We start from the raw sequence: 16,997 nt of genomic DNA on the forward strand, positions 1-16,997 counted from the left end.
CGGGGGCGTTCTCCCCCCCGGCCCCACCCGCCCCCCCCCCCCCCGCCGCGCGGGCCCCCCGCCCCCCGGCCCCCCCGCCCGCGGGGGGGGGGGGCCCCGGCTCGTCTCGGGTCGTGCGGGGTGGTGCGCGCTACGCGGACGGGCTCGCGGAGGGCGAGGGGGACTCGGAGGCCGCGGGGCTCTCCGAGGCGCCGTCGGCCGGAGCGGCCGTCACCTTCAGCTCGACGGTGAGCGTCGCGCCGCCCGTCGTGGTGACGCGCAGCAGGAACGTGCCGGTCGCGTCGTCCGCGTACAGCTTCGGCAGCACGAGCGTGCCGTCGTCGGCGGTCTCGAGCCCCTTGAACGTACGGATCGCCTTGCCGTCGGCGTCCTTGAAGTAGGGGCCCTTGTCGGCCTCGGTCGCGTCGTCCGCGGACTTGATCAGCGTGGCGGTGGCGGCGACGCCGTCGGCCACAGCGCCCTTGTAGGTCGCCTTCACCGTGACGCGGTCGGCGAACTCCTGACCCGCGACGCAGCTGAGCTCCTTGTCGCCGACCCGGGCCAGCGCGTCGGCGGCGCGCGCGGTGACGCTCGCCTTGTGGTCGACGCCGGACAGGGAACGGCCGACGACGGTGGCGCGGACGGTGAACTCGCCCGTCTTCTCACCGGCCTTCATGGCGGGCGCGGTGGCCACGCCCGAGCTGTTCGTCGTCGCCACGGCGGTGGTGGCGCCGCCGGAGAACGTGGCGTCGGTGTCGCCGACGACCGCGAAGCGGATCTGCACGCTGCCGACGCCCCGGCCCTGCGCGTTCGTGGCGCGCACCGAGGCCTTCGCGGTGAACACGTCGCCCGCCATGGCGCTGAGGTCGCCCGTGCCGGCGACGCCGAGCTTGGTGACGGTCTCGGCGGGGCTGGTGCTCGTCGGCGGGTCCGTGGGGCCGGCGGGGTCCGTGGGATCGGTGGGCCTCGGCGACTCGGGCGGGTCCGTGGGCTTCGTCGGGGGCTTGTCCGGCTTCGGCGAGGACGGGCTCTGGCCACCGCCCGTGCCGGGCAGGCCGGGCGTGGTGGGCGTCGGGTTCGTGCCGCCGCCGGTGCTCGGATGGCGCGGCAGGACGCCGGTGCCGTCGGGGACCTGGTGCGCGCCTTTGCGGTAGAACTCCAGCCAGGACAGGACGGTGGCCAGGTAGTCCGAGGAGTGGTTGTAGCTGAGGATCGCCTGGTTCAGGTCGCCCGCGTCGGACAGGTCGCGGTCGGCGCGGCACAGGTAGTGGCCGGTGGCGAGCGCCGCGTCGTAGATGTTGTTGGGGTCCTTCTTGCCGTCCCCGTTGCCGTCGCGGCCGGCCCAGGCCCAGGTCGTCGGGATGAACTGCATGGGGCCGACGGCCCGGTCGTACACCGTGTCGCCGTCGTAGAGGCCGCCGTCGGTGTCCTTGATGTGGGCGAAGCCCTTGCCGTTGAGGGGCGGGCCGGTGATGGCGTCGATCGTGGTGCCGTTCGCGTCCACGTTTCCGCCGCGCGCCTGGCCGGACTCGACCTTGCCGATCGCCGCGAGCAGCTCCCACGACACGTTGCACCCGGGCTTGGTGCGGGCGAGTTCGGCCTCTGCCTTCTTGTACGCGTCCAGGACCGTGGCCGGTATGCCCGCTTCGGCATCGCCCGGGGAGCCCGCGCCGGGGGCGGCGGTCGGGTCGTCGGTCGGGCTGTTCAGCTTCGGCAGGTCGGTGTAGTAGTCCGGGCCGGACGCTCCGTCGGGGCCCTGCCCCTCGTCGGAACTGTCGGCCGCCGAACGGCCGTTGTCCAGCTGGGGAGAGGGCACGCCCGGGGCCTGCGACGCCGAGAGCGCCGCCACCGCCGCGGCGGCGACCGCTGCGGTCACCGCACCCCTGCGCAGCCGCCTGCCGAATACCGCCGCCATGCCGCGAACCCCTCCCAGTCGCCCGACTTCTCCCGTGCGCCCGGTCCGCCCCGGATCGCGGGACTTCGTGGAGCTTCGTGGACGCGTTCGCTCCGCGGCGCACGGACGCAGCCGACACTACGACAACTTCCTGCGCGCAGACACCTGTTCGCGTCCGGTATTCACCGATTGATCGGGGAGATGTCGTCTGCCGTACGCTGCCTGGCTCAGTCGGTCCCGCAACCGGGTCCCGAACGGGGAGGATCTTTCGTGCCGTTCACTCTCAGCCATGCCGCGGCGGTGCTGCCGCTGATCCGGCGCGACGGCTCGGGTCGGGGTCCTTTCGTGCCGTCGCTGCTGGTCGCCGGGTCCTTCGCGCCGGACGTCACGTACTTCGCGGCGAGCGCGGTGCCGGGGGCGATGCGGTTCGGTGAGGTCACGCACTCCTTCCCCGGGGTGTTCACGGTGGACGTGCCGATCGCTCTCGCGCTGGTGGGGCTGTGGCGGCTGGTCGCCGGCCCGTTGACGGGGCTGCTGCCGGCGCCGGTACGGGGCCGGGTGCGGGCGCTGGCCGGAAACGGGCCCCGGTGGCCGGCCTCGGGCCGCGGTCCGACGCTGCTGCGGTGGTACGTCTCGGCGGTGCTCGGGGCGCTGACGCACGTGGTGTGGGACGCGTTCACGCATCTGGACCGGTGGGGCATGCGGATCCTGCCGGTCCTGGGCGAGAAGATCGCCGGCTCGCCGCTCTACTGGTACGCGCAGTACGGGGGTTCGGCCCTGGCGCTCGGGGTGATCGGCCTGTTCCTGTGGCGGGCGCTGCGCGGGGCGGGCCCGGGTGCCGTACCGGACGACGCGTCCCGCGCCGCCGGGCGCGGGCAGGCGCTGGTCCTGATCGGCGGCTGCGCGGGCCTCGGCGCGGTGCTGCGGGTCGCACGCTGGCTGGCGTACGTGGACGAGTCGGGCCTGGAGTGGAAGCCCTGGGAGATCATCCCGACACTGTGCTTCGGCGCGGGGGCCGGCCTGGTGGTCGGCGCGGTCCTGTTCGCGGCAGGGCACCGGTTCCAGCAACACAGGCACTCCCCCGTGCCGACCCCGCCCGAGGCCCGGCCGGACCCACTGAAGACCGACAGCCACGACTGAAGACCGGGCCCCGGCCCCTCAGAGGCGCGGAGAGTGCGCCCCTCAGAGGCGCGGGGAGTGCGCCCCTCAGAGGCGCGGGGAGTGCGCCCCTCAGGGGCGCGGGGAACTGCGCGACCAGCCACGACGGCGCTGCACCCGGCGACGGTCCTCGGCCCCTACGGCGGGCGGCGCGCCCCACCAGGCGCGGGGCTGTTTCGATGTGCGGCTCGCCGCGCGGGCGCGAGCAAGCACCACGGCGCGGCACCCGGCGATGAGGCAAGGCCCCCAGGGCGGATGAGAACGGGGCAGGACCACATGGTCCCGCCCCGTCATGTCACCGGGCACCCGGCGGAGCCGGTCAGTGGGCCGCCGACTCCCAGTCCGGGCCGAGGCCCACCGAGACGTCCAGCGGGGCCCGGAGGTGGACGGCGGCAGCCATCTCGCGGCGGACCAGCTCCTCCGCCGCCTCGGCCTCGCCGGGCGCGATCTCCAGGACGATTTCGTCGTGGACCTGGAGCAGCATCCGGGACGTGAGCTTCGCCTCGGTCAGCGCCTTGTCCACGTTCAGCATCGCGATCTTGACGATGTCGGCGGCGGTGCCCTGGATCGGCGCGTTGAGCGCCATGCGCTCGGCCATCTCGCGGCGCTGCCGGTTGTCCGAGTTCAGGTCCGGCAGGTAGCGGCGCCGGCCGAGCATCGTCTCCGTGTAGCCCGTGGCACGGGCCTCGTCGACGACGCGGCGCAGATAGTCGCGCACCCCGCCGAAGCGCTCGAAGTACGTGTCCATCAGTGCGCGCGCCTCGCCCGCCTCGATGTTCAGCTGCTGGGAGAGGCCGAACGCGGACAGGCCGTAGGCGAGGCCGTACGACATGGCCTTGATCTTGCGGCGCATCTCGGCGTCGACGGCGGTGGGCGCCACGTCGAAGACCTGGGAGGCGACCGTGTTGTGCAGGTCCTCGCCGGAGTTGAAGGCCTCCAGGAGGCCCTCGTCCTCGGAGAGGTGAGCCATGACGCGCAGCTCGATCTGGCTGTAGTCGGCCGTCATCAGGGACTCGAAGCCCTCGCCGACGACGAAGCCGCGGCGGATGGCACGGCCCTCGTCGGTGCGCACCGGGATGTTCTGCAGGTTCGGGTCCGTGGAGGACAGCCGGCCGGTCGCGGCCACCGTCTGGTTGAAGGTGGTGTGGATGCGGCCGTCGGCGGCGATCGTCTTGATCAGGCCCTCGACGGTGACGCGGAGCTTGGCCTGCTCACGGTGGCGCAGCATGATCACGGGCAGCTCGTGGTCGGTCTGCGTGGCCAGCCAGGCGAGCGCGTCGGCGTCCGTCGTGTACCCGGTCTTGGTCTTCTTCGTCTTCGGCAGGTCGAGCTCGCCGAAGAAGACTTCCTGGAGCTGCTTGGGCGAGCCGAGGTTGAACTCGTGGCCGACGGAGGCGTGCGCCTCCTTCACGGCCTGCTGCACCGCGCCCGCGAACATCTGCTCCATCGACTCGAGGTGCGCGCGGTCCGCGGCGATGCCGTGCCGCTCCATGCGGGCCAGCAGCGCGGAGGTGGGCAGCTCGATGTCGGCGAGCAGCTCGGCCGCGCCGACCTCCTTGAGGCGCTCGCCGAACGCCTCGCCGAGGTCGAGGATCGCGCGGGCCTTGATCATCAGCGCGTCGGCCTCGGCCTGCTCGTCCTCGTCCGTGCCGAAGGCGAGCTGCCCGTCGGCGGGGGCGGGGGCCAGCTCGCGGCCGAGGTACTCCAGGGACAGCGCGTCCAGCGCGAAGGAGCGGCGGCCGGGCTTGACCAGGTACGCGGCGAGCGCCGTGTCCATGGTGACGCCCTCGACCCGCCAGCCGTGCTCGGCGAAGACCCGCATGGCGCCCTTGGCGTTGTGCAGGACCTTCGGCTTCGCCGCGTCGCGGAGCCAGGCGGCGAAGGCCTGCTCGTCGGCCTCGTCGAGCGTCGACGGGTCGAACCAGGCGGCCTCTCCCCCGGCGGCGGCGAGCGCGATCTCGGTGACCGTGCCGGTGCCGAGCGACCAGCTGTCGACGCTGGCCAGCCCCAGGACAGCGTTCCCGTGCTCGGCGAGCCAGGGCGCCACCTCGCCGGTGGCGAGGACCGTGCCGTCCAGCTCGACGCCGGGCTCGGCCGGGGTCTCCTCGGCCTCCTCGGCGCCCGGGTCGACGGCGAACAGACGCTCGCGCAGCGACGGGTTCCGGATCTCCAGGGTGTCCAGGATCATCGTGACCGTCTTGCGGTCGTAGGCCTCGCGGGCCAGGTCACCGACCGTCTTGGGCAGCTCGACGTCACGGACCATCTCGGTCAGCCGCCGGTTCAGCTTCACCGCGTCGAGGTGCTCGCGGAGATTGGCGCCCGCCTTGCCCTTGACCTCGTCGACGCGCTCGACCAGCTCGGCGAAGGATCCGAACTGGTTGATCCACTTCGCCGCCGTCTTCTCGCCGACGCCCGGGATGCCCGGCAGGTTGTCCGACGGGTCGCCGCGCAGCGCCGCGAAGTCCGGGTACTGGGACGGCGACAGACCGTACTTCTCCTGGACCTTCTCCGGCGTGAACCGGGTCAGCTCGGAGACGCCCTTCGTCGGGTACAGGACGGTCACATGGTCCGAGACCAGCTGGAACGAGTCACGGTCGCCGGTGACGATGAGGACCTCGAAGCCCTCGGCCTCGGCCTGCGTGGCGAGCGTGGCGATCACGTCGTCGGCCTCGAAGCCGTCGACCGCGAAGCGCGGCGTGTGCATCGCGTCGAGCAGCTCTCCGATCAGCTCGACCTGGCCCTTGAACTCGTCCGGGGTCTTCGACCGGTTCGCCTTGTACTCGGTGAACTCCTCGGAGCGCCACGTCTTGCGGGACACGTCGAACGCCACCGCGAAGTGCGTGGGCGCCTCGTCGCGCAGCGTGTTCGCCAGCATGGACGCGAAGCCGTAGATCGCGTTCGTCGGCTGACCCGTCGCCGTCGTGAAGTTCTCCGCGGGCAGCGCGAAGAACGCCCGGTACGCCAGCGAGTGCCCGTCCATGAGCATCAGCCGGGGGCGCCCCCCTGCACCGGAGCCCGTCGCCTTCGTCGCGCTTGTCTTCGCCGTCTTCGCTGCTGTTTCTGCCACGTCCCCGATCCTGCCAGACCCCACTGACACTCCGGCCCACCGCACAGCGGGCGGCCGCGCTGTCGGTGGCCCGTGCGAGGATCGGAGACACAGCTCACAGCCCGTCCGCAGCACCAGCTCGAAGGGGAGCAAGCCATGGCCAGCAAGCCGCCCGCGTCGGACCCGGTCCAGGACGCGCCGCAGGTCGCGGCGCCGCAGCACCACGCGGCCGGGCTCCCGGCCGTCAAGGAGTCCCTGCGGATCGCCCGCGAGCAGATGGGCGTACGGCGCACGGCGCTGACCCTGCTGCGGGTCAACCAGAAGGACGGATTCGACTGCCCCGGCTGCGCCTGGCCCGAGCCCGAGCACCGGCACGCGGCGGAGTTCTGCGAGAACGGGGCGAAGGCGGTCGCCGAGGAGGCCACCCTGCGCCGGGTGACCCCGGAGTTCTTCGCCGCGCACCCGGTGGCGGACCTCGCGCGCCGCTCCGGGTACTGGCTGGGCCAGCAGGGCCGGCTCACCCACCCCATGTACCTGGCCGAGGGCGCGGACCGGTACGAGCCGGTGACCTGGGAGCGCGCCTTCGACATCATCGGCGAGGAGCTGACCGCGCTCGCCTCCCCCGACGAGGCGGTCTTCTACACCTCGGGCCGCACCAGCAACGAGGCGGCGTTCCTCTACCAGCTCTTCGCCCGCGAGTTCGGCACGAACAACCTGCCCGACTGTTCGAACATGTGCCACGAGTCGTCCGGCTCCGCCCTCACCGAGACGATCGGCGTCGGCAAGGGCAGCGTCCTGCTGGAGGACCTCTACAAGGCGGACCTGATCATCGTCGCCGGGCAGAACCCGGGCACGAACCATCCGAGGATGCTGTCCGCTCTGGAGAAGGCGAAGGAGGGCGGCGCCCGCATCATCTCGGTGAACCCGCTGCCGGAGGCGGGCCTGGAGAAGTTCAAGAACCCGCAGACGCCCCGGGGCCTGACCAGGGGCGCCTCGCTCACGGACCTGTTCCTGCAGATCCGCCTCGGCGGCGACCAGGCCCTGTTCCGCCTGCTCAACAAGCTGATCCTGGAGACCGAAGGCGCCACGGACGAGGCCTTCATCACCGAACACACCCACGGCTACGAGGAGTTCGCCGAGACCGCCCGCGCCGCCGACTGGGACGAGACGCTGAAGGCGACCGGCCTGTCCCGCGCCGACATCGACCGCGCCCTGGAGATGGTGCTCGCCTCACGGCGCACCGTCGTGTGCTGGGCGATGGGCCTCACCCAGCACAAGCACTCCGTGCCGACCATCCGCGAAGTGGTCAACTTCCTGCTCCTGCGCGGCAACATCGGGCGCCCCGGCGCCGGCGTCTGCCCCGTGCGCGGTCACTCGAACGTGCAGGGCGACCGCACCATGGGCATTTTCGAACGCCCAGCTCCCGCCTTCCTCGACGCCCTGGAGAAGGAGTTCGACTTCGCGCCGCCCCGCGCGCACGGCTACGACGTCGTACGGGCCATCCGCGCCCTGCGCGACGGCGAGGCCAAGGTCTTCTTCGCCATGGGCGGCAACTTCGTCGCGGCGTCCCCCGACACCGAGGTCACCGAGGCCGCGATGCGCCGCGCCCGCCTCACCGTCCACGTCTCCACGAAGCTGAACCGCTCGCACGCCGTCACCGGCGCCCGCGCCCTGATCCTGCCCACGCTCGGCCGCACCGAGCGCGATCTCCAGGGCGGCGGCGAGCAGTTCGTCACCGTCGAGGACTCGATGGGCATGGTGCACGCCTCGCGCGGCCGGCTCGACCCCGCGAGCCGGCATCTGCTCTCCGAGCCCGCCATCGTGGCCCGGCTGGCCCGCCGCGTCCTCGGCGAGGCCTCCCGCACCCCGTGGGAGGAGTTCGAGAAGGACTACGCGACGATCCGGGACCGCATCGCCCGCGTCGTACCGGGCTTCGAGGACTTCAACGCGCGCGTGGCACACCCCGGAGGCTTCACGCTCCCGCACGCCCCGCGCGACGAGCGCCGCTTCCCCACCGCCACCGGCAAGGCCAACTTCACGGCCGCGCCCGTCGAGCACCCGCACCTGCCCGAGGGCCGCCTCCTGCTGCAGACCCTGCGCTCCCACGACCAGTACAACACCACGATCTACGGCCTCGACGACCGCTACCGGGGCATCAGGAACGGCCGCCGCGTCGTCCTCGTCAACCCGGAGGACGCGCGCGACCTCGCGCTCGCCGACGGCTCCTACGTCGACCTCGTCAGCGAATGGCGCGACGGCGTCGAGCGGCGCGCCCCCGGCTTCCGCGTCGTGCACTACCCGACGGCCCGGGGCTGCGCCGCCGCGTACTACCCGGAGACCAATGTGCTGGTGCCGCTGGACGCCACGGCGGACGTGAGCAACACCCCCGCCGGGAAGTCCGTGGTCGTCCGCCTGGAACAATCGGCGACCGACTGAGCGTTCGCTCAGCCGATACGTCACTTCGGAACAGGTACGACGAACGGAGCCGGGCCCCATGGGCGAGCAGCACAGCGTGAAGTTCCCGCAAGAGGTCATCGACGAGTACGCCGCGCTCGGCGTGGACCTTCCGGCCCTGTTCTCGGCCGGGGACCTCGGCAGGCGCATGGGCATCGACATCAAGGAAGCCTCGGCGGACCGGGTCGTCGCCACGATGCCCGTCGCCGGCAACACCCAGCCCTACGGCCTGCTCCACGGCGGCGCCTCCGCCGTCCTCGCCGAGACCCTCGGCTCCGTCGGCTCGATGCTGCACGGAGGCTCCGGCAAGATCGCCGTCGGCGTCGACCTGAACTGCACGCACCACCGCAGCGCGCGCTCCGGACTCGTCACGGGGGTGGCTACGCCGGTCCACCGGGGCCGCACGACGGCGACGTACGAGGTCGTCATCACGGACGACCAGGACCGCCGCGTCTGCACGGCCCGCCTGACCTGCATCCTCAAGGACGCCCCGACCCAGTAGCACCCCGAGGCGCACCCCGGGACCAGCCCCTCCACGGGGCCCCACGGGGTGCGCCTCCAGCGGGGCCCCGGTCATGCACGGCCGGGGCGGGGGGCTGCACCGATGTACGGCTCCGCCGCGTGCACCGACACCTGCCGATGCCGTTCGCCTCAGATCGGCGCCGCCAGGGGCGCGGGGAACTGCGCGATCAGCCACGACGCAGGTGTCAGACGACGACGCACAGGACACCCCCACCCCCGAAACCGGCACCCCAACCCACCGACCCCCAACCCCCAACCTCACCCCACCCGTTGGCGGAGCCCGTGCCTCCGGCTTACCGTCAACCATGACCGGCATCGGCCCCGTCGAACCAGTCGAGCCCCCAGAGCCCTCACCGCCCGGAGAACACCCCGGGCACTCCGGACACTCCGGGCACATGGCACGCCCAAAACACCCCGGGCACCCCGCGCACTCCGCGCACCCCACCCACCCCACACGCCCCGGCCCCCACTACCTCCCGCCCCCGCCCTCACCCGACGCCCCCGCAGAGACTCTCGGCGCCGGGGACCCGGACTCCCGCACCGCCGCGGAGCGCTGGGCCGCGCTCACCCCCCGTACCCGCCGCACCATCACGGCCGGCCTCGCCCTCGGCGCGGCCGTCACCGCACTGCTGCTCCTGCGCCCGCCGCACTCGGATCCGGCCGCCGCCTCGTCCCCGTACCCCACCCAGACGACGTACCTGCACTACCAGGGCCGGGGCCCGGCGAAGCACACGTACCGGTTCCTGCTGCGCGTCGAGTCCGGCAGCCCCGTCACCGTCAGCCGACTGCGCCTGCCCTTCGCCGAGTTCGGCACCCGGACGACCCCGCGCCTGCCACTGACGGTGAACGCCGGCGACACCGCGCCGCTCACCGTGGAGATCCGCGTACGGCACTGTCCGAGCCCGCCCCGGACGATCGATCTCCCCCATCTCGACCTGACCCTGCGCAACCAACGCGCCCTGCAGCAGCACAGCTTCCTGTTCGGCGGAGCCTTCCCGCACGCGCTCGCACGGGAGTTGAGCACCGCATGCCCGGCCGAACGCCCCGGGACGAACCCCAGCCGACGATGACAGAGCGTTACATCTGCCGAAACACAGCAATGCACCGCAACACGAACACCGCACCCTGGTCACAGAACACCCGCCACCCGCACCCCCACGCCCGCCGGACCACCGGGTAAGGACCAAGATCCACTCAAGTTCCTTAGCGGAACAGGGCGTTCTCAACCACCGAACCCGCCCGCCCGGCGCCCGAAAAGGTCCGATCATCCCTCCTGCTCCTCCTCATCACCACCCCGGCATAACAAGAGCGTCACAGCCTCTCCCACCCAGTGCCCCACTCCCCCACCTGCGCTTATAGTCACGGCCAGTCACCGCGCCGCCGGGCGCGTCACTTGCACGGCCCCTGTACCACCCCAGTACGGCCCGGCGAGACACACGGCCCCCGACCACGTGGGCCGCGCCAGGGAGAGGAATGATCGTGCGACACCGTTCTTTGCTCATACTCACCACAGTGCTCACCACCGGAGCACTGACCCTCACCGCCTGCGGTTCCCGCGACGAAGGCGGCGACAAGGGTGGCGACAGCGGCGGCACCACGCTGACCATCGGTGTCGACGCCCCCCTCTCCGGCGAGAACTCCACGACCGGCCTCGGCATCCAGTACGGCGCCCAGATCGCCATCGACGACGCCAACAAGAAGAAGACCGTCGACGGCGTCACCTTCAAGCTGAAGGCCCTCGACGACAAGGCGCAGCCCGCCACCGGCCAGCAGAACGCCACCGCGCTCGTCGGCGACAAGTCCGTCGTCGGCGCCGTCGGCCCGCTGAACTCCGGCGTCGCCCAGTCGATGCAGCAGGTCTTCGCCTCCGCCAACATGGTGCAGATCTCGCCGTCCAACACGGACCCCTCCCTCACCCAGGGCAAGGACTGGCAGGGCGGCACCAAGAAGCGCGCCTACAAGACGTACTTCCGCACCGCCACCACCGACGCCCTCCAGGGCGGCTTCGCGGCCGACTACGCCTACAACACGCTCAAGAAGAAGAAGGCCTTCGTCGTCGACGACAAGCAGACGTACGGCGCCGGCCTCGCCAAGATCTTCAAGGAGCAGTTCGTCAAGGCGGGCGGCAAGGCCGTCGGCACCGACCACATCAACACCGGTGACAAGGACTTCGCCTCCCTCGTCTCCCGCATCAAGGCCGCCAAGGCCGACATCGTCTACTACGGCGGCCAGTACGACGAGTCCCAGCTGATCACCAAGCAGCTCAAGGAAGCCGGCGTCAAGATCCCGCTGTTCGGCGGTGACGGCATGTTCGCCACCACCTACATCGAGACCGCCGGCAAGGCCGCCGAGGGCGACCTCTCCACCTCCGTCGGCGTCCCCGTCGACACCCTGCCCGCCGCCAAGACCTTCGTCGAGACGTACAAGGCCAAGGGCTACAAGGGCGACTACGGCGCCTACGGCGGCTACTCCTACGACGCCACCACCGCCATCATCAACGCGGTCAAGGCCGTCAAGGAGGCCAACGGCGGCAAGCTGCCCTCCGGCGACGAGCTCCGCTCCAAGGTCGTCGAAGAGGTCCAGAAGTCGAACTTCGACGGCATCACCGGCAAGGTCGCCTTCGACGAGTTCGGCGACACCACCAACAAGCAGCTGACCGTGTACCAGGTCGAGAAGGGCGCGTGGAAGGCCGTCAAGACCGGCACCTACGAAGGCAGCTGACCCACGTCGGCCCACCCTCGTGAGCCGGCCCCGGCCGGCTGATCCACGACCCCAGCACCACCACGGGCCGCGCGGCAGGACGACCCCGACCGCGCGGCCCGTTCTCACACCCACCCAGCACCCCATGGGTGCACACGACCACCAGCGACATGGAGGCCATGCGGTGAACACCCTGCCGCAGCAGCTGGCCAACGGGCTGCTCCTCGGCTCGATGTACGGGCTCATCGCCATCGGCTACACGATGGTGTACGGCATCGTCCAGCTCATCAACTTCGCGCACGGCGAGATATTCATGACCGGAGCGTTCGGCGCGCTCACGGTCTCCCTGATCCTTCCCACCGGCACCTCGATGTGGATCCTGCTCCCCGCCATGCTGATCGGAGGCGGCCTCGTCGCCATCCTGATCGCAGTCGGAGCGGAACGATTCGCCTACAGACCCCTGCGCGGAGCCCCCCGACTGGCACCCCTCATCACCGCCATCGGCCTCTCCCTCGCCCTCCAGGAAGCGGTCCGCAACTTCTACCCGAAGGCCGACCGCCCCCGCACCTTCCCCGACATCGGCGGCTCCCACGACCTCGGCAGCATCACCATCCGGGACGGCGACCTCTTCCTCATCATCGCCGCCGCCCTCTGCATGACCGGACTCGCCCTCTTCGTCCGCCGCAGCCGCACCGGCCGCGCCATGCAGGCCACCGCCCAGGACCCGGACACCGCCCAGCTGATGGGCATCGACACGAACCGCATCATCGTGATCGCCTTCGCCATCGGCGGCTTCTTCGCCGCCGTCGCCGCGATCGCCTACGGGTTCAAGTACGGCTCCATCGACTACCGCATGGGCTTCCTCATGGGCCTCAAGGCCTTCACCGCAGCCGTCCTCGGCGGCATCGGCAACATCTACGGCGCCATGCTCGGCGGACTCGTCCTCGGCATCGCCGAGACCCTCGCCTCCGCCTACATCGACGGCATCCCCGGCATGCAGCAACTCGGCGGCTCCACCTGGGCCAACGTCTGGGCCTTCGGCCTCCTCATCCTCGTCCTCCTCTTCAGGCCACAAGGCCTGCTGGGCGAACGCGTCGCGGACAGGGCGTGACCACCATGACGGACACCACCATGAACAAGACGGACGCCCCCACCCGCGGGCTCCTCCCCCTGCCGGCCGCCGCGGCCCGCGCCCTCGTCCTCGCCGGCGGCATCGCCACCACGGCCTCCGCCTTCCTCGCCTGGACCTGGACCGCCGAATTCCCCGGCGACCTCACCATCACCGGCTACCCCGGCGGCCTCCAGTGGCTCACCTTCGTCGCCGGCATCCTCGCCGCCCTCACCGGACTCGGCCACTACGGCGTCCCCGGCCTGCGCGCCCTCGGCGCCAACGGCAACAACGCACCCGCCGCACTCGCCGCACTCGGCGCCTTCGGCACCACCTGGTTCACCGTCATCGCGATCGCCGCCAAACTCGGCGGACTCGCCAACCTCGAACCCGGTGGCTGGATCGCAGCCGTCGCCTCCCTGCTGCCCCTCCTCGGCGCCTTCGCCCTCCCCCAACAGGGAGCCGGCACCCAGAGCGCCAAGGACACCTTCCGCAGCTACCTCGCCAAGCCCGACCACCTCACCCCCGTCGCACTGCCCAGCCCCTGGATCCAGCGCGTCCTCGTCACCGCCGTCACCATCGTCGGCCTCACCGTCTTCACCTACGGCATCGACACCGAGTACGGCGAACTCTTCATCGGCTTCCTCATCGTCACCGTCTTCGCCATCTGGGCCCTCCACACCGCCGGCCTGCTCGACGTGGTCTCCCGGCTCACCGCCAAGAACCGCGCCTTCACGCTCGCCATGGGCTTCGCCGCCGCGATCGCCTTCCCCTTCACCCAGACCGACGACCACTACGCCAACATCGGCGTCAACATCCTGATCTTCGGCACCGTCGCCCTCGGCCTCAACATCGTCGTCGGCCTCGCCGGACTCCTCGACCTCGGATACGTCGCCTTCCTCGGCGTCGGCGCCTACACCGCCGCCCTCGTCTCCGGCTCCGAGTTCTCCACCTTCTCCGGCGTCCAGTTCCCCTTCTGGGCCGCCGCCCTCACCGGCGCCGCCGCATCCCTCGTCTTCGGCGTCCTCATCGGCGCCCCGACCCTGCGACTGCGCGGCGACTACCTCGCCATCGTCACCCTCGGCTTCGGAGAGATCTTCCGCATCGCCGTCAACAACATGGACGGCGACTCCGGACCCGACCTCACCAACGGCCCCAACGGCATCCCCTCGATCCCGGACCTCAACCTCCTCGGCATCGACTTCGGCCAGAGCCACGACATCGCCGGCTTCACCCTCGGCCGCTTCGCCAACTACTACCTGCTCATGGTCCTCGTCATGGCCATCGTCGTCCTCGTCTACACCCGCGCCGCCGACTCCCGCATCGGCCGCAGCTGGGTCGCCATCCGCGAGGACGAGACCGCCGCCACCGCCATGGGCATCAACGGCTTCCGCGTCAAACTCGTCGCGTTCGCCCTCGGCGCCGCCCTCGCCGGCCTCGCCGGCACCGTCAGCGCCCACGTCACCTACAGCGTCGTCCCGAACCCCTATCAGTTCGCCGGATCGACCCCGCCCAACTCCGCGTTTCTCCTCGCCGCCGTCGTCCTCGGCGGCATGGGCACCGTCGCGGGACCCCTCCTCGGCGCAGCACTCCTCTACCTCCTGCCCGAGAAGCTCGTCTTCCTCCAGGACAAGTCGCTCCTCGCCTTCGGCGTCGCCCTCGTCCTCCTGATGCGCTTCCGCCCCGAAGGCATCATCGCCAACCGCCGCCGCCAGCTCGAATTCCACGAGACCGGACAACTCGACGTACCGGAACAACGGCTGCCCGACGAACCGGCCACCACCAAGGCGGGGGCGTGACCACCATGACCACACAGACAGCACAGACCCCGCAGACCGCCCAGACCGTCCTCGAAGCCCGTGACGTCACCATGCGCTTCGGCGGCCTCACCGCCGTCCGCAGCGTCGACCTCACCGTCCGCGAAGGCGAGATCGTCGGCCTCATCGGCCCCAACGGCGCCGGCAAGACCACCTTCTTCAACTGCCTCACCGGCCTCTACGTCCCCACCGAGGGCACCGTCGCCTACAAAGGCACCGTCCTGCCACCCAAGCCCCACCTCGTCACCCAGGCAGGCATCGCCCGCACCTTCCAGAACATCCGGCTCTTCGCCAACATGACCGTCCTGGAAAACGTCCTCGTCGGCCGCCACACCCGCACCAAGGAAGGCCTCTGGTCCGCCCTCCTGCGCGGCCCCGGCTTCAAGAAAGCCGAACGCGCCAGCGAAGAACGCGCCATGGAACTCCTCGAGTTCATCGGCCTCGAACACAAGCGCGACCACCTCGCCCGCAACCTCCCCTACGGCGAACAGCGCAAGCTCGAAATCGCCCGCGCCCTCGCCAGCGACCCCGGACTCCTCCTCCTCGACGAGCCCACCGCCGGCATGAACCCGCAGGAGACCCGCGCCACCGAGGAACTCGTCTTCGCCATCCGCGACAAGGGCATCGCCGTCCTCGTCATCGAGCACGACATGCGCTTCATCTTCAACCTCTGCGACCGCGTCGCCGTCCTCGTCCAAGGCGAAAAGCTCGTCGAAGGCACCAGCGACGTCGTCCAGGGAGACGAACGCGTCGTCGCCGCCTACCTCGGCACCCCCTTCGAAGGCGCCCCCGAGGACACCGCACTCGCAGAGGTCCAGGCCGCCGAAGCACAGGCCGCCACGGACAGCACCACAGAAGGAGACAACCAGTGACCGCGCTGCTGGAAGTCGAAGACCTCCACGTCGCCTACGGCAAGATCGAAGCCGTCAAAGGCATCTCCTTCAGCGTCGAAGAAGGCCAGGTCGTCACCCTCATCGGCACCAACGGCGCCGGCAAGACCACGACCCTGCGAACCCTCTCCGGCCTGCTCAAGCCCTCCAGCGGAAAAATCACCTTCGCCGGACAGCCCCTCACCTCCGTACCCGCACACAAGATCGTGGCACTGGGCCTCGCCCACTCCCCCGAAGGACGCCACATCTTCCCCCGCCTCACCATCGCCGAGAACCTCCAACTCGGCGCCTTCCTCCGGAAGGACAACGCAGGCATCGAAAAAGACATGCAGCGCGCCTACGAGCTCTTCCCGATCCTCGGCGAACGACGCAAGCAGGCCGCGGGCACCCTCTCCGGCGGCGAACAACAGATGCTCGCCATGGGCCGCGCCCTCATGTCCCAGCCCAAACTGCTCATGCTCGACGAGCCCTCCATGGGCCTCTCCCCGATCATGATGCAGAAGATCATGGCCACCATCTCCGAGCTCAAGTCCCAGGGCACGACCATCCTCCTGGTCGAACAGAACGCCCAGGCCGCGCTCTCCCTGGCCGACCACGGCCACGTCATGGAGGTCGGCTCCATCGTCCTGTCCGGCACCGGCCAGGACCTCCTCCACGACGAGTCCGTCCGCAAGGCCTACCTCGGCGAGGACTGACCCACACACGGCGAAGGCCCGCACCCCCGTCATCCCGGGGCGCGGGCCTTCGTCACGTCCTGGCGGCTAACCCTTGGCCGCCTTCTTCTCCTCGGCGTCCTGAATGACCGCCTCCGCGACCTGCTGCATCGAAAGACGCCGGTCCATCGACGTCTTCTGGATCCACCGGAACGCCGCCGGCTCCGTCAGCCCGTACTCCGTCTGCAGCACCGACTTCGCCCGGTCCACCAGCTTCCGCGTCTCCAGCCGCTGCGTGAGGTCCGCGACCTCCTTCTCCAGCGTCTTCAACTCCGTGAACCGCGAGACGGCCATCTCGATCGCCGGCACGACATCACTCTTGCTGAACGGCTTCACCAGGTACGCCATCGCACCCGCGTCCCGGGCCCGCTCCACGAGGTCGCGCTGCGAGAACGCCGTCAGCATCAGCACCGGAGCGATCGACTCCTCGGCGATCTTCTCCGCCGCGCTGATCCCGTCCAGCTTCGGCATCTTCACATCCAGGATCACCAGATCCGGCTTGTGCTCACGGGCCAGCTCGACGGCCTGCTCACCGTCACCGGCCTCACCCACGACGGTGTAGCCCTCTTCCTCGAGCATCTCTTTCAGATCGAGACGGATCAGGGCCTCGTCCTCGGCGATGAATACGCGCGGCGTCCGCGGCGGCACCAGCGACGGGGCATCGTCGACTGCCTCGACACGCGGGGGCGAAGCGGGGGCGGGCACGGGGGCGCGAC

The 16,997-nt window shown here is 70.8% G+C and carries 12 protein-coding genes; 9 read left to right on the forward strand and 3 right to left on the reverse strand.

From position 1 onward, the window contains the following. Positions 1–130: 130 nt before the first annotated feature. A complete protein-coding gene (locus tag ACFW9D_RS20765) occupies positions 131–1,894 on the reverse strand; it encodes a lytic transglycosylase domain-containing protein (protein ID WP_384623714.1) in 1,764 nt (587 codons plus the stop codon). 249 nt (positions 1,895–2,143) lie between these two features. On the opposite strand from ACFW9D_RS20765, the gene ACFW9D_RS20770 reads away from it, so the two are divergent. After that, positions 2,144–3,013 carry a DUF4184 family protein gene (locus ACFW9D_RS20770; RefSeq protein WP_384623716.1) on the forward strand — a complete coding sequence of 290 codons (870 nt, stop codon included), beginning with the start codon at positions 2,144–2,146 and terminating at the stop codon, positions 3,011–3,013. A gap of 337 nt (positions 3,014–3,350) precedes the next feature. Here the strand turns inward: ACFW9D_RS20770 and polA are convergent, their stop codons facing one another. Continuing rightward, positions 3,351–6,017, reverse strand: coding sequence for a DNA polymerase I (gene polA / locus ACFW9D_RS20775; RefSeq protein WP_188341629.1), 2,667 nt, complete (start codon positions 6,015–6,017; stop codon positions 3,351–3,353). 216 nt (positions 6,018–6,233) lie between these two features. On the opposite strand from polA, the gene ACFW9D_RS20780 reads away from it, so the two are divergent. The 8 genes from ACFW9D_RS20780 (at position 6,234) to ACFW9D_RS20815 (ending at position 16,263) form a co-directional block, all read left to right on the forward strand. Then, complete coding sequence (locus ACFW9D_RS20780) at positions 6,234–8,513, forward strand: FdhF/YdeP family oxidoreductase (RefSeq protein ID WP_384623718.1); 2,280 nt, start codon at positions 6,234–6,236, stop codon at positions 8,511–8,513. Between the two features lie 58 nt (positions 8,514–8,571). Further along, the gene (locus ACFW9D_RS20785) at positions 8,572–9,033 is read left to right on the forward strand and encodes a PaaI family thioesterase (RefSeq protein WP_188339522.1); all 462 of its coding nucleotides are present in this window, start codon (positions 8,572–8,574) and stop codon (positions 9,031–9,033) included. A gap of 415 nt (positions 9,034–9,448) precedes the next feature. Next, positions 9,449–10,123 carry a hypothetical protein gene (locus ACFW9D_RS20790; RefSeq protein ID WP_384623719.1) on the forward strand — a complete coding sequence of 225 codons (675 nt, stop codon included), beginning with the start codon at positions 9,449–9,451 and terminating at the stop codon, positions 10,121–10,123. A gap of 424 nt (positions 10,124–10,547) precedes the next feature. Beyond that, a complete protein-coding gene (locus ACFW9D_RS20795) occupies positions 10,548–11,774 on the forward strand; it encodes a branched-chain amino acid ABC transporter substrate-binding protein (protein ID WP_384623742.1) in 1,227 nt (408 codons plus the stop codon). Between the two features lie 163 nt (positions 11,775–11,937). Further along, positions 11,938–12,864: a branched-chain amino acid ABC transporter permease gene (locus tag ACFW9D_RS20800; protein WP_188339520.1), complete on the forward strand. Its 927-nt coding sequence runs from the start codon at positions 11,938–11,940 to the stop codon at positions 12,862–12,864. Next, the gene (locus tag ACFW9D_RS20805; RefSeq protein ID WP_384623721.1) at positions 12,861–14,660 is read left to right on the forward strand and encodes a branched-chain amino acid ABC transporter permease; all 1,800 of its coding nucleotides are present in this window, start codon (positions 12,861–12,863) and stop codon (positions 14,658–14,660) included. Before ACFW9D_RS20800 ends, ACFW9D_RS20805 begins: the two co-directional genes overlap by 4 nt. A gap of 5 nt (positions 14,661–14,665) precedes the next feature. After that, complete coding sequence (locus tag ACFW9D_RS20810) at positions 14,666–15,550, forward strand: ABC transporter ATP-binding protein (RefSeq protein ID WP_188339519.1); 885 nt, start codon at positions 14,666–14,668, stop codon at positions 15,548–15,550. Next, positions 15,547–16,263 carry an ABC transporter ATP-binding protein gene (locus ACFW9D_RS20815; RefSeq protein WP_384623723.1) on the forward strand — a complete coding sequence of 239 codons (717 nt, stop codon included), beginning with the start codon at positions 15,547–15,549 and terminating at the stop codon, positions 16,261–16,263. The genes ACFW9D_RS20810 and ACFW9D_RS20815 overlap by 4 nt, the downstream gene beginning before the upstream one ends. A gap of 66 nt (positions 16,264–16,329) precedes the next feature. Here the strand turns inward: ACFW9D_RS20815 and ACFW9D_RS20820 are convergent, their stop codons facing one another. Then, positions 16,330–16,986 (reverse strand): ANTAR domain-containing response regulator, encoded by a 657-nt coding sequence (locus tag ACFW9D_RS20820; RefSeq protein ID WP_384623744.1) that lies wholly within the window; start codon positions 16,984–16,986, stop codon positions 16,330–16,332. Positions 16,987–16,997: the final 11 nt, after the last annotated feature.

Origin of the sequence: Streptomyces sp. NPDC059524 (assembly GCF_042749255.1) — a bacterium.
In the GTDB taxonomy this organism is placed as follows: Bacteria; Actinomycetota; Actinomycetes; order Streptomycetales; family Streptomycetaceae; genus Streptomyces; species Streptomyces xanthii.

Excerpts from the sequence above, each read along its gene's own strand:
- ACFW9D_RS20810 (WP_188339519.1), top strand. The coding sequence starts at position 14,666 with ATGACCACACAGACAGCACAGACCCCGCAGACCGCCCAGACCGTCCTC.
- polA (WP_188341629.1), bottom strand. The coding sequence starts at position 6,017 with ATGCTCATGGACGGGCACTCGCTGGCGTACCGGGCGTTCTTCGCGCTG.
- ACFW9D_RS20765 (WP_384623714.1), bottom strand. The coding sequence starts at position 1,894 with ATGGCGGCGGTATTCGGCAGGCGGCTGCGCAGGGGTGCGGTGACCGCA.
- ACFW9D_RS20790 (WP_384623719.1), top strand. The coding sequence starts at position 9,449 with ATGGCACGCCCAAAACACCCCGGGCACCCCGCGCACTCCGCGCACCCC.
- ACFW9D_RS20780 (WP_384623718.1), top strand. The coding sequence starts at position 6,234 with ATGGCCAGCAAGCCGCCCGCGTCGGACCCGGTCCAGGACGCGCCGCAG.
- ACFW9D_RS20785 (WP_188339522.1), top strand. The coding sequence starts at position 8,572 with ATGGGCGAGCAGCACAGCGTGAAGTTCCCGCAAGAGGTCATCGACGAG.